Raw genomic sequence first — 12,380 nt, forward strand, 5'->3', positions numbered from 1 at the left:
TCCCTCTCTTATTCGAAAAGTCTCATTCATCGGGCAACGGCGTAGCCCTGTACGCCCCGCGGATTGGCGCCGGCCTTTACGAGTTGCACGTCACCGTCCATTTCGCGGGCAACTGCCGACAGACGCCCTTCCGACCACGCGTCGCCGACCGTTATTTTGTGACCGCGTGCAGCCAGCTCTTCGCAGACCGAGTTGGAGAAGCGTGATTCAAGCGTCACCGCACCGAGGCTGATTTCTCGCGGCCAGAAGGAGCTCGGCAGGTGATCGGTATGGAATGACGGAGCGTCGATCGCCTCCTGCAGGTTCATTCCGTTGTGCAAGTGGCGCAGCAGCATGATCAACTGCCACTGGTCCTGCTGATCTCCGCCCGGAGTTCCCAACGCCATGTAGGGCTTGCCATCGCGGAAGACGGTGGTGGGCGTTAAGGTCGTGCGGGGTCTTGTCGATGGCATCAGCGACGAGTTGAGACCCTCCTCCAACCAGAACATCTGGCCGCGGGTCGTGAGGCTGAAGCCGAGACCTGGAATGACGGGGCTCGATTGGAACCACCCGCCGGACGGCGTGGCAGAAACCATGTTGCCCCATCGGTCGATAGTGCTGACTTGCACGGTATCGCCGCGCTGAGCACCCTCGCGGGTCAGCGCCGGTTCGCCCTGCCGGTCATTGGGCAACGGCTGCTCGCGCGCGACCGTCGGCTCGCCGCCGCCGAGCCCCGGCTGCATAATTGTACCCACAGCGCGCAGGGGCGGCAGGTTGGGGTTGCGACCGTCAGGCGAGCCTGGACGCACCTCAAGAGATGCAGAGCGACCAATCAGAGCGCGACGGATGTCGGCGTAATCTGCAGACAGGAGTGTCGCCATCGGCACGTCGACGCTATCGCCGTACCAGGCCTCGCGATCAGCCATGGCAAGCTTCGCGGTTTCAACAACGAGATGCACGAACTCTGAGCCCATCGGGTCAAGGTCCGCGATGTCGGTTCCCTTGAGGATCTGCAACATCTGCAAGAGGACCGGCCCTTGAGACCAAGGTCCGCATTTGAACACTTCACAATCGCCGTAAGTTACCGACACCGGCTTCTCGATCGATGGCGTATAGTCTGCCATATCCTGCGCTGTGATCAGGCCCTTGTGTCGTCGGCCTGAGACATCCAATACTTCCTGCGTTTCGCAGAACTGCTCGATCTGCTCGGCAACCGGTCCGCGATACCAGAAATCCAGGGCGGCATTGATCCTCGCCTCGCGGCTGCCGGCCGATTTCGTCTGATCGAGGATCAGTTGGTACATGTCGGCAATGTGCGGGTTACGAAAGAGCTTGCCCGACTGGGGCAGGGCACCGCCTGGCAGATAGACGGCGGCCGATGTTGGCCAGTGCGTCTGAAACAGCTCCTGCATCGATGCGATCGTGTTTGCGATGCGCGGCACCAGCGGGTGACCAGTCCTTGCATAGTAGATCGCTGGGGCAAGAACTTCCTCGAGTTCAGCCTGTCCGTAGTCTCGCAAAAGCGTGAGCCATGCGCCAAAAGCGCCCGGGATACAGGCTGCGAGAAGCCCTGTCCCGGGAATGATGTCCAGACCAAGTTCCTTGAAATACTGAATGGTCGCCTTCGCAGGAGATGGGCCCTGACCGGAAATGACAACCGGAGCATCGGCGCCCGCTGGGGTGACGATAATGGGAACTTCGCCGCCGGGGCCGTTCAGGTGCGGCTCCACCACCTGCAGTACGAAACCCGCTGCCACGGCCGCATCGAACGCCGTGTGCCCTTTTTCGAGAATAGACATACCAACGGTCGAAGCCAGCCAGTGCGTCGACGAAACTGCCCCAAAGGTGCCGCGCAGTTCCGGTCGGGTGGTAAATGTCATTTGCTTCACTCACTCCTCGTGGGAAGGCGGCAGCGGAGACAGGACCATTGTCTATCTCCACGCAAATTGCCTCCAACGTCCCTTTGGGATACAATCCCGTCCTCTGTGGACACATTGTATATTATTCGGGCGCATGGCAAGTCAGTTGTGTAATTTACTTTCGTCGCGATAGGATGGTGTGTGACCTTGTGGGGAAGGAAACCTATGCTGGATGGACGGACGCCACTGAAAAAAGCTCGTAGCGATGTTATCGCCGACCAGCTGGAAGAAGCTGTGATTACAGGAGAAATTGCTGCTGGATCGCGGCTCGACGAGAACTCTCTCGCGGTCCAGTTCCAGGTGTCTCGCACGCCCGTCCGTGAGGCTCTTCGCATCCTGTGCGGACGGGGACTGGCCGAGCGGGAAGCATTCAAGGGCGTCATTGTCACCCAGATTTCCACGGAGCGCATCGACGAAATGTTCGAGGCCATGGCGGAACTGGAAGCGACATGCGGCAGGCTGTCGTCCCAGCGCATGACGATGCGCGAACGGGCTGAGCTGGAAGCCATGCATCGTGAGATGAACGGCCTCGCACAGGGTGGAGACCACGTTGGCTACAACGCCGTCAACACGGAGTTTCACAGCCTGCTGTTTCAGGGTTGCCACAACAGGGATCTGATCAGTGCAGCGCAAACGCTGCGGTTGAAGCTTGCACCCTTCCGGAAATATCAGCTGAAGGACGTCGGGCGTCTGAAACGATCGTGTGACGAGCATCAGCAAATCGTTGACGCGGTTCTCGAGCAGGATGCGAAAGCCGCCGAAAACGCGCTGAGGCGGCACCTCGTCTCGGCCGCGCAAGAGGTTTTGGTCCGACGGCAGCAGCAGAAGGTAAAGACCATCCAGGACAATGATCCGCTGGATAATAAGGAGGCTCATGATGACGCAGGATGATGAAAAACAGGCCATCCGCGACGTCATTGGCGTCATGCAACAAGCGTGGAAGACCGGCGACTTTCATGGCTACATGGCTGGCTTTGCCAACCCGGATATAATTTTTGTTTCCCGCGGTCGAATCCAGAAGGACTGGCAGGCGACGCTTGACCATTACATCAGCGATTATGGCGGGTCCGAGGGCTCGCAAGGTCAGCTGACCTTTTCCAATATCAGCATCGAAATTCTGTCCGACGACGCAGCCCAGCTCATCAGCAACTACCAGCTGATCCGCCCAGCGGGAAATCAGACGGGAGTGAACACGCGGCTGATGCGCAAGCGCAAAGGAAGGTGGCTGATCGCCCTCAACCACGTTTCGCAGATCGAGATGTAATATATGGCGTATGCTTGTTCGCTCAGTCGACTTGTTGTCGCTACCGATCTGACATGAAGGGATAACAGGCAAGCTTTGCTATTGCCGACTGGGTTGCTGATCGTCAGGCGCGCGCCCATGGTAGCCGTCGGATCTAAACCTACGCAGCGGGATGGCTGATGCGCGTTTTTCTTGTTCGCCACGGCGAATCCCTCGGTAACCTCGACGAACGGGCTTACAGCCAGTTTGGAGATCACAACGTACCGCTGACGCAATGGGGACATCGCCAGGCCGCCGAAGCCGGGGCTGTGATCGCGGCCTATATGTCCGGCCTGACCGGGCGGGGGGTGCAAAAGCTGCGCGTATGGTACTCACCGTTCCTGCGGACACGGCAAAGCAAGGACGCGCTCCTTGAAGCCTTGCCTGTCGAACGCATTGGCAAGGTGCGCGAGGACTATCTCTTGCGGGAGCAGGATTTCGGCCTCTTTACTGAAATCTATGACCACGCCGAGCGGAAGCAAAAGTTTCCCGACGAATTCGAGAAGTGGGCGAGACTGCGTAGCAACAGCGGTAAATTCTACGCCCGGCCGCCAGATGGTGAAAGCCGCGCCGATGTTGCACAGCGCATGCGGTTGTTCCTGCAGACGATCATGCACGAGGCCCGACACGGCCACGACAACGTGGTGATCGTCGGCCATGGTGTCACCAACCGAGCCTTCGAGATGAATTTTCTGCAGCATCCTGTCGACTGGTTCGAACGTTCGGACAATCCCGGGAATGCTGACATCACTCTGATCGAGGGAACTCGCGAAATGGGATACACCTCGACGCTGGTGCACCAGGCGACCGACCGTCAGCCTGGTCAGAACGATCTGCGACAGGCGTATGGCGCAGAGCTAACGATCAGGCCAGAGCCGGAGGCCTGAAATGCCTTTTCCAAACTGGACCTCGTTTTCGCCGGCGATAGATATCAAGCTGGGTATGGGTATCCCGATAACACCCACCGAATGACACTGCAGATCGATAACCGGGCTCGCTTGTCGGGTACCGCGAGCGGTCGCTGGTTCCGTTCAACGTCCCGCAAATCAGCGATGGTGACGTACTGATGCCGGTGGCGGAGAATACCAGCTGACAATCGACTAATCGCTATTTTGGGCATTTGCCTTTGATATCAATTGTCATCGATGAGATTCTAGGCACGGTAACCAAGCCTCAATACGTTTTCTCTATCAGGTTCGGTATCGTCCTACCTTTGAGCCTTGGCAGTTTTCCTGCAGCTCATTCAGCAAGATATCGAGGCCTACGTGAGGTTTTTTGGAAATTTGAAAATAAGGACGCGGGTCGTTCTCGTAGCGTCGATCCCGACCATTGCGTTGATCGCTGCTGTCGTACAGGACAACATGAAGCGCCTTGAGCAGGCTTCGGAAGCGCAATCTGTCGCCGAAATTTCTTCGATGGCGCCCGTTATTGGCTCAGCCATCCATGAAATCCAGAAGGAGCGCGGTGCTTCCGCTGGTTTCGTCGGTGCCAAGGGCCTCGGTGAGTTCGGGTCGCTCCTGGAGAAGCAGCGTCTCGCAGCGGATGCAGCACTCGCCAGTTTCAAGGCCTTGAACCTGACGACGAGCGAAGCTCCGGGTGGCTCTGAATTGCAGCAGCTTGCGCTCGCAGCCCAAGCCAAGCTCGACCAGCTCAAGACAATGCGTGACGAGGTTACGGCCTTAAAGGCAGGCGTGCCTGATATTGCGTCCTATTTCGAGGATACGATCGGTAGCCTCATCAAACTGATCGGATCCATGAGTTCGCTCACCACCGACAGCACGATCTCAAACCGGATTGTTGCCTACTCGGCTCTTCTGCAGGGTAAGGAACGCGCTGGTCAGGAACGCATGATCGGCACTGCAGCATTCGCGGCCGGTAGTTTCTCGCCGGAAGGATATCAGCAGTTCGTGAAGTTTGGCGTCATGCAGAACGTCTACTTTGCGGATTTCAACAGCTATGCAGGCGCACCGCAGCGTGCCGCGCTTCAGACGGCCCTTGCGAGTGATGCCGGTCAGCTGGTGGAGAAGCAGCGCAGCGTCGCGCTGAAGGCTCCGTTCGGCGGACAGATGGGCGGAATCTCCGGTGAAGACTGGTATAAGGCTTCGACCAACCGCATCAACGCGCTGAAGACAGTGGAAGACCAGACCGGTCTGGAGCTAAAGAATTATGCGTCCGCTTCGGCTGCGGTTCAGCACAGGAATTTCCTGATTTCGGTCTTCACCTCGCTGGGCGTTCTGGCGGTCGTTGCTGTTCTCGCGACCATCGTCACCCGCTCCATCACCCGTCCCGTCACGCGGATCGTGCAGACGATGCGTGAGCTCGCGGCCGGCAACGCAGAGGCTGAAATCGATGCCATTGCCGATCGAAGCGAAATCGGCGACATGGTCAAGTCTGTTGCCGTCTTCAAGCAGAACGCGCAGGACACCTTGCGCATGGAAGCGGAAGCGCAGGCTAACCGTTCGATGTCCGAACGTCAGCGCCTCGAGCAGCACGAGCGTCAGGCGGAAGAAGCAGCCGAAGTGCAGTTCGCAGTCGATACGCTCGCCGTTGGCCTCGGTGCCATGGCGAATGGCAAGCTGAACCATCGGATCGACCAGGCGTTTGCAGAACGCCTCGACAAGATCCGCGTCGACTTTAACGGTGCGATCGAGCGTCTCGAAGATGCGATCGTGGACGTCAGCGGCAACGCGCAGGCGATCTCGGCCGGTTCGAACCAGATCCGCTCCGCGGCTGACGACCTGGCAAGGCGCACCGAACAGCAGGCAGCATCTGTCGAGGAGACCGCAGCAGCCCTTGAGCAGATCACCACCACGGTTGCCGACACGACGCGTCGCGCAGAAGAAGCAGGTCGCCTGGTCAGTGAAACGCGCAAGAACGCCGAGCACTCGGGCCTCGTGGTGACGAACGCAATCAACGCAATGAATGCGATCGAAGCGTCATCCAACGAGATCTCCACCATCATCGGCGTCATCGACGAAATCGCGTTCCAGACCAATCTTCTGGCACTGAATGCGGGCGTGGAAGCGGCCCGGGCAGGTGACGCCGGCAAGGGCTTTGCAGTCGTCGCACAGGAAGTTCGCGAACTTGCGCAACGGTCCGCAAGCGCCGCCAAGGACATCAAGAGCCTGATCGCCAAATCCGGTGAACATGTCAGAAGCGGCGTTTCCCTTGTCGGCGAAACGGGCGAGGCGCTTGGGCAGATCGTCGATCAGGTCAAGGCAATCAGCGTGAACGTCCTCTCGATCGTGGAAGCCTCGCGCGAACAGTCTACGGGTATCAAGGAAATCAACCATGCCGTCTCGTTGATGGATCAGGGGACGCAGCAGAATGCCGCTATGGTGGAAGAATCCACCGCAGCGAGCCATTCTCTCGCGAGAGAAGCCGAAACGCTCTTCCAGCTCGTTGGTATGTTCGAGACAGGATCAGTGGCAGGTGGCATTCACCACTCGCATCAATCCGGCGACGCTCCAGCTCCTTCGAACCGGTTGATGACCCGAGTGACCTCGTCCTTCTCCAGACGCGTGGCATAAGCTTCACGGCATCCCGGCTAACCTCCCAAAGCACACGCAGAGAGTGAACCGTAAAAGCCGCCGAAGAAATCCTTTCGGCGGCTTTTGTATGAGGCTGATCCGTGCTGGTTGGTGAAAAGAAGCTTCCAGCTGTCACGACATCTTTCGCTTGATCTGCAGCCGCCAAGACACCCCCAGCCACGTGCTCGTGTCATCGTGGCCGCGATGGACGAAGTGACAGTGAGAGACGCGTTCCTCAAACATCTTCTCATGCTCGCGCAAGATTTCGGCCAACGTCCCCAATCTTCAGCGAGATGCCGTCCCGTCGAAGGTTTCTCGCATCGCCTTGAGGATCACGACCGCGGAGGCAGCGCCCGGGTCGATATGGCCAAGCGAGCGTTCGCCCAGTCTTGCGGCGCGACCACGAAGCGCGAGCATGGATTGCGTTGCTTTGGCGCCCAATTCTCCCGCTTCGCAGGCCGAGGACCAAATGTGTCCGGGTTCGCCGGATCTCGCCTCCGCCGCATCGGCTGCCGGCATCCAGGCATCGAGCATGGTCTTGTCTCCGCGCATTCCTTTGCCCCGCTGCTGAATGCCGGTTGTGATGGCTCTCAGCATCGCGACCTGGCCAGCGGCATCGAGAGGTCGATGTGCGTTCATACGATCGGATGCATGGAGAAAGCCGGTCGCATAGAGCGGGCCCGTGGATGCGCCTACCGCATCGAGAAACGTGGTCGCAGCAGCCGTCATGACTTCGGCGGCAGTCATGCTGTCGAGATCGCTCCGCGACAATTCACTCGCAACAGCGCTGAAGCCAAGCGACATCGTGATGCCGTGATCGGCGTCTCCGATCGCCTCATCAAGCTCGGTCAGGTAATCCTTCTCCTTGGCCATCGCATCGGAGATCTTGTTGAACATTCGGCTGAGTAAGCGCGCATCGTTTCCGTGCACCATGTCCCTCCAACTGTTGCACTGTGCCATTGAAAGCCTGCCTTACCCTATTTTCAACGCCGCAGTGTCGCAGGGATGATGGAGCAGAGTAGACAGATCGTCATCGAGATGAAGGATTGAGATCGAGGCGCCGACCATATCCAATGATGTGCAGTAGTGGCCAATCCAGTTTGCTTCGATCTCGATGCCCTTGGCCTTCAGCCTCTGCTCGACACGCCTGAACAGAATATAGAGCTCCATCAATGGCGTTGCACCGAAGGAGTTGACCAGCACGGCGACACGGCTGCCTGCGACCGCCCCCATCTCGTGAAATATGCGATCGATAATCTTGTCCGCAATCGCGTCGGCATTCTCGATCTTCTCGCGACTGACACCCCGTTCACCATGGATGCCGATGCCGAACTCCATCTCGTCTTCCCCGATCTCGAAACTCGGACGGCGCGTCTGCGGCATAGAGCCGGCTTCGAGTGCGACACCCAGCGTGAATGTGCGGGAGTTGGCCTTGCGTGTCAGTGCTTCGCACGCGTCGAGCGAGTGACCGCGGTCGCAGGCTGCACCTGCGATCTTGAAGGTAAAGAAATTGCCGGCGACACCACGTCGGCCGTCCCGGTCTTCCATGGAGGACGAGGCGACATCATCGGTGGTCAGGACCGTGCGCACCGCGATGCCCTCGGCCTCGGCCATTTCTGCCGCCATCTCAAAGTTCATGACGTCCCCGGCATAGTTGCCGTAGACGAAAAGCACACCGGCATCACCCGAAGCGGCCCGGGCGCAATGCAGGATCGGCATCGGCGGCGGGGAGGAAAAGACATTGCCGACGGCGACCGCATCCGCCAGCCCCTTTCCCACATAGCCGAGAAAGCAGGGTTCATGACCGGAGCCGCCGCCGATGACAAGACCGACCTTGCCGGGCCGCGGACCTTCCCTGGCAATCAACGCCCGGTTGGATTTTCCGGCGGGCATCAGATGTTTTTGATGCGCCCGCACGACGCCTTCCAGCATTTCCTCAACCACATGATCCGGATCATTGAGGAACTTCTTCACGCGATTGCGCGTCCGCGTCCCTGTCCCTTGGCTAGACGGGCTTTCGGAGCGAGGGCGCTGCGCAAGCATCTGGTCGATCACGGTCACGCCGTCGGCATTCAGAATACCCCGTCCGGTCGCCGCATCGGTGATCAGCACGTTGACATAGCCGCCGCGCAGGGCAGCGAGGATCGCCGGCACCTTGTCGAATCCTCCGGCCGCAGCAACGCGGAGGCCGACCGATTTGAGCATGTCGAGTGACATGCCGATCAGGCGCTCGTCCAGCGGCCCTGCCACCGGACGCCCCTGGCCGTCGATGAAGCGGCCAGAGACGGCGCCGACGGCGCCCTTGGCGAGATAATCCTGCAGCGCCACGTCTTCGAAAAAGCCGCTTGTGTGAATGGTCGAATTCGGCCTCAGTGACGAGATGCCAAAAAGCGCCTTGTTGGCACGCGACAGCATGCCGAACTGATCGGCCACCAGCGGCTCTTCCAACAGAGCGTCACGCATCGTTCGAGACGAGAGGATGGCAGGGGCAGATATGTTGACGAGCCTGCCGCCAACGGCCCCGGCCACAGCCGCTGCGCAAAGCTCCGGCGTATAGGAAAAGCTTGCCCGTGTTCCGCCCGCCGCCTGAATGACCGTGACATCCTGCAATCCGGGAACATGGGCAGCTTCGCCGATCGCAAGCATTGTGCGCCCCCAGGAAACGGCGACCGTATCGCCCGACTTGATCAGACGCTGCAATGCCTGGCCGCCGGCAGCACCGATCCGTTCGATCAGCGATTTGCCGGTTTCTTCGCTGGGGACGACAAGACAGTCGACGAGCCCGAAATGCCGCTTGAGTTCGCGCGCGATGGTCAGTGACGCAAGCCGGGCGGGTTCGATGGCGATGTTAACGATGCCGCGCTCACGCGCCTCTGCGAGATAGTTGTTCACTGTGGCGCGCGACACACCCATCGTGGCAGCAATATCGCCTTGGGTAAGACCATCCTCGTAATAAAGCCAGCAGGCCCAGACGAGGGGGTCGTCGCCATATCTCAGAGACATGCCCTCGCGGGCGTGTTCGACATCGTTGGTGCCGATCATCGCATTGCCGGACTGCTGTGTCTTCACTGGTGTCAATCCGAAACGTGCTCCGACAGTCGATACGGGGCCGAGCTATCCGGACCGCCGGAATTTTTTAGGACAATTTATCGACGTTGGCTTCTTATTTCTGGAATTCGGCGGCGACCTGCCCGAGAAGGCAGGTCGCCCGGTCCTGGGGGAGGTTTGCTGAGTTCAGGGCGCCTGCAACTTGCCTGTCACGCCCTTCGCGATTTCCTTGAGGATCAAGGCGCATGACGTGGCACCGGCATCGAGAACGCCAAGCGAGCGTTCGCCGAGACGGCTGGCGCGCCCGATCTTCGCGACGAGGTCGATGGTGGAATCACGTCCCTTGTCGGCGGCTTCGGTCATCGCCGCCAGCGCGTCAGCAAAGGACTGTCCGCCTGCGACCGTGCTGTCGAACGCTTCGATGGCCGGCACGAACGCGTCGATCAGCGTCTTGTCGCCAACCTTGGCAGAACCGATCGACTGAATGCCGGCAAGGCCCATATGAAGCATTGTCGAGAAGAGGCGAGCGTCAACGACATCCTTGCCTTCGAGCGTTTCTGCGAACTCAGTGAACATCACGCCGTAAAGCGGACCCATAGAGCCGCCAATCTCCGTCATCAACACAGTGCCGAGCGTATCGAAGGCTTCGGCCAGCGACACGTCTTGGGTCTTGAGGCGCTCGGACGTCATGCCGAAGCCCTTGGCCATGTTGACGCCGTGGTCACCGTCACCGATCTTGCCGTCGATCTCACTGAGATAGGCGCGGTTTTCGATGATGCGGTCGGCGATCGCAATCACGATATCGCCCGCGTGGACATTGAGGAAAGTCTGCATCGCCAGGTCCTTAAAGCAGCATGGTGCAGCGCGTCTCGAGATCGAGAAGCGGCTTAGTTTCGTCGTCGAGCGCCATGACCGTCAGGGTCGCTCCCACCATTTCCAGCGACGTGAAATAGTTGCCGATGAAGGTCTTGTAGACCTTCAGGCCACGCGCGGAAATCTCGGTTTCGATCGTATCGTTGAGGATGTAGAGTTCGTTGAGCGGCGTCGCGCCGAGGCCTGACACGAGCACGGCGACTTCGACGCCGGCCGGCAGGTCATGATCGTCGAGCACGATCTTCACCATGTCCCTTGCAACGTCTTCGGCTTTTTTGAGCGGTTCGACCCGCACCCCAGGCTCGCCATGGTGGCCGATGCCGACTTCCATCGTGCCGGGCTCGATCTGGAAATTGGGATGGCCGACGGCAGGAAGCGTGCAGGGTCCAAGGCCAACGCCGATCGACCGGCAGTTGTCGATCGCCTTCTGCGCGACGGCGCGAACCTCCTCAAGCGAACCGCCCTGGCTGGCCTTGGCGCTGCCGATCTTCCACATGAAGATCTCGCCGGCGACCCCGCGGCGCTTCTCCCGCTCGGACAGGGGAGCCGAGCAGACGTCGTCATTGGCGACGACCGTCAAAACCTCGATTCCTTCCTTGGTGGCAAGCTTGGTTGCCATCTTCACGTTCATGTTGTCGCCGGCATAATTGCCGTAAAGGCACACCACTCCTGCGCCTCCATTTGCCTCGCGGAATGCGTCAGAGAAGCTCTTGGCCGTCGGTGAGGAGAAGAGTTCGCCAACGGCCACCGCATCCAGCATGTTCTTGCCGGTGTAGCCCATGAAGGCGGGTTCATGACCCGAACCGCCGCCGGTGACGATGCCGACCTTGCCTTTGACGGGCGCATTCTTCGCCACGACGACACGTGGGTTTTCCGCAAGCCGGACGATATCGGAATGGGCCTTGACGAAGCCCTTGACCGTATCTTCGACGACAAGATCAGGATTATTGACGAAACGCTGCATGGTTTGTCCTCAGAGAATTGTGTAACCGCCGTCGATCAGGAGATCGGCGCCGTTGATCATGTCCGCACCGTTGGAGACCAGAAAGACGGCCGCTGCGGCGATTTCCTGCGGGTAGGCGAACCGACCGGTCGGGATACGCTTCTTCGCATTTTCACCCTTTTCGCCGGCCCAAGCCTTCTTTCCGAGTTCCGTCAGCACGACTGTCGGCGAAATGGTATTCACGCAGATACCGTATTTCCCCCACTCGGCCGCGAAGGTCTTCGACATGCCGATGACGCCGAATTTGGAGGCGCAGTAGGCGACATGCTCCTCGATTGCGACGGTGCCCGCCTGCGAGGCGAGATTGACGATCTTGCCACCCTTGCCGGCGGCGATCATCGCCCTTCCGACTGCCTGCGTGAAGAGAAAAGTGCCCTTCAGGTTGATGTCGATCGTCTTATCCCAGTAATCGAGCGACAGATCCTCGGCCGGAGCGAGGAAGACGACCCCCGCGCTGCTGACGGCTATATCGATGTGGCCGAAGGTGTCGAGGACGCCCGCGATCGCCTTCTCGACGGAAGATGCCTGCGAGACATCGCAGACGAAGGATTTCGATGCGCCACCGAGTTCGGCCGCTTTTGCTGCGGCCAGTTCGGCATTGAGGTCAAGTACGGCGACGGTCGCGCCCTTTTCGGTCAGCGCGTCGCAGACGGCAGCGCCGATGCCGGATGCGGCGCCGGTGACGACGGCAATCTTGCCGTTCAGGGGGAAATTCAGGTCGATCTGGGGAGCGGTATCACTCATGT

The 12,380-nt window shown here is 59.6% G+C and carries 10 protein-coding genes; 4 read left to right on the forward strand and 6 right to left on the reverse strand.

The window, feature by feature from the left end; all coding sequences use genetic code 11:
- Positions 1 to 26: 26 nt before the first annotated feature.
- Positions 27 to 1,859: a gamma-glutamyltransferase family protein gene (locus ACQY1L_RS18370; protein ID WP_430245418.1), complete on the reverse strand. Its 1,833-nt coding sequence runs from the start codon at positions 1,857 to 1,859 to the stop codon at positions 27 to 29.
- A gap of 204 nt (positions 1,860 to 2,063) precedes the next feature.
- On the opposite strand from ACQY1L_RS18370, the gene ACQY1L_RS18375 reads away from it, so the two are divergent.
- From ACQY1L_RS18375 to ACQY1L_RS18390, 4 genes are all read left to right on the forward strand, one after another.
- Positions 2,064 to 2,789, forward strand: a complete 726-nt coding sequence (locus ACQY1L_RS18375) for a GntR family transcriptional regulator (RefSeq protein ID WP_430245420.1) — start codon at positions 2,064 to 2,066, stop codon at positions 2,787 to 2,789.
- Entirely contained in the window at positions 2,773 to 3,162 is a 390-nt protein-coding gene (locus tag ACQY1L_RS18380; RefSeq protein WP_430245422.1) for a YybH family protein, read from the forward strand. The genes ACQY1L_RS18375 and ACQY1L_RS18380 overlap by 17 nt, the downstream gene beginning before the upstream one ends.
- A gap of 158 nt (positions 3,163 to 3,320) precedes the next feature.
- The gene (locus ACQY1L_RS18385; protein WP_430245424.1) at positions 3,321 to 4,067 is read left to right on the forward strand and encodes a histidine phosphatase family protein; all 747 of its coding nucleotides are present in this window, start codon (positions 3,321 to 3,323) and stop codon (positions 4,065 to 4,067) included.
- Positions 4,068 to 4,541: 474 nt separating this feature from the next.
- Positions 4,542 to 6,710 (forward strand): methyl-accepting chemotaxis protein, encoded by a 2,169-nt coding sequence (locus tag ACQY1L_RS18390; RefSeq protein ID WP_430245426.1) that lies wholly within the window; start codon positions 4,542 to 4,544, stop codon positions 6,708 to 6,710.
- A 285-nt stretch (positions 6,711 to 6,995) separates the two neighbouring features.
- Here ACQY1L_RS18390 and dhaL (ACQY1L_RS18395) read toward each other — a convergent pair whose 3' ends face one another.
- The 5 genes from dhaL (ACQY1L_RS18395) to ACQY1L_RS18415 all read right to left on the reverse strand — a co-directional run bounded on the left by dhaL (ACQY1L_RS18395) (position 6,996) and on the right by ACQY1L_RS18415 (position 12,378).
- The gene (dhaL, locus tag ACQY1L_RS18395; RefSeq protein ID WP_430246068.1) at positions 6,996 to 7,640 is read right to left on the reverse strand and encodes a dihydroxyacetone kinase subunit DhaL; all 645 of its coding nucleotides are present in this window, start codon (positions 7,638 to 7,640) and stop codon (positions 6,996 to 6,998) included.
- A 42-nt stretch (positions 7,641 to 7,682) separates the two neighbouring features.
- Positions 7,683 to 9,752, reverse strand: a complete 2,070-nt coding sequence (locus ACQY1L_RS18400; protein ID WP_430246070.1) for a bifunctional sugar-binding transcriptional regulator/dihydroxyacetone kinase subunit DhaK — start codon at positions 9,750 to 9,752, stop codon at positions 7,683 to 7,685.
- Positions 9,753 to 9,944: 192 nt separating this feature from the next.
- On the reverse strand, positions 9,945 to 10,592 hold the full coding sequence (dhaL, locus tag ACQY1L_RS18405; RefSeq protein WP_430245428.1) for a dihydroxyacetone kinase subunit DhaL: 648 nt from the start codon (positions 10,590 to 10,592) through the stop codon (positions 9,945 to 9,947).
- Positions 10,593 to 10,602: 10 nt separating this feature from the next.
- Entirely contained in the window at positions 10,603 to 11,595 is a 993-nt protein-coding gene (locus ACQY1L_RS18410) for a dihydroxyacetone kinase subunit DhaK (protein WP_062578282.1), read from the reverse strand.
- Positions 11,596 to 11,604: 9 nt separating this feature from the next.
- The gene (locus ACQY1L_RS18415; protein ID WP_192078551.1) at positions 11,605 to 12,378 is read right to left on the reverse strand and encodes an SDR family oxidoreductase; all 774 of its coding nucleotides are present in this window, start codon (positions 12,376 to 12,378) and stop codon (positions 11,605 to 11,607) included.
- Between the last annotated feature and the right edge of the window lie 2 nt (positions 12,379 to 12,380).

The organism is Neorhizobium sp. DAR64862/K0K3 (genome assembly GCF_050500185.1).
Lineage (GTDB): Bacteria > Pseudomonadota > Alphaproteobacteria > Rhizobiales > Rhizobiaceae > Neorhizobium > Neorhizobium soli.

What these genes read in the sequence shown, in the direction of transcription:
- ACQY1L_RS18370 (WP_430245418.1), bottom strand. Translation starts at nt 1,859, where the DNA reads ATGACATTTACCACCCGACCGGAACTGCGCGGCACCTTTGGGGCAGTT.
- ACQY1L_RS18375 (WP_430245420.1), top strand. Translation starts at nt 2,064, where the DNA reads ATGCTGGATGGACGGACGCCACTGAAAAAAGCTCGTAGCGATGTTATC.
- ACQY1L_RS18380 (WP_430245422.1), top strand. Translation starts at nt 2,773, where the DNA reads ATGATGACGCAGGATGATGAAAAACAGGCCATCCGCGACGTCATTGGC.
- ACQY1L_RS18385 (WP_430245424.1), top strand. Translation starts at nt 3,321, where the DNA reads ATGCGCGTTTTTCTTGTTCGCCACGGCGAATCCCTCGGTAACCTCGAC.
- ACQY1L_RS18390 (WP_430245426.1), top strand. Translation starts at nt 4,542, where the DNA reads ATGAAGCGCCTTGAGCAGGCTTCGGAAGCGCAATCTGTCGCCGAAATT.
- ACQY1L_RS18400 (WP_430246070.1), bottom strand. Translation starts at nt 9,752, where the DNA reads ATGATCGGCACCAACGATGTCGAACACGCCCGCGAGGGCATGTCTCTG.
- dhaL (WP_430245428.1), bottom strand. Translation starts at nt 10,592, where the DNA reads ATGCAGACTTTCCTCAATGTCCACGCGGGCGATATCGTGATTGCGATC.
- ACQY1L_RS18410 (WP_062578282.1), bottom strand. Translation starts at nt 11,595, where the DNA reads ATGCAGCGTTTCGTCAATAATCCTGATCTTGTCGTCGAAGATACGGTC.
- ACQY1L_RS18415 (WP_192078551.1), bottom strand. Translation starts at nt 12,378, where the DNA reads ATGAGTGATACCGCTCCCCAGATCGACCTGAATTTCCCCCTGAACGGC.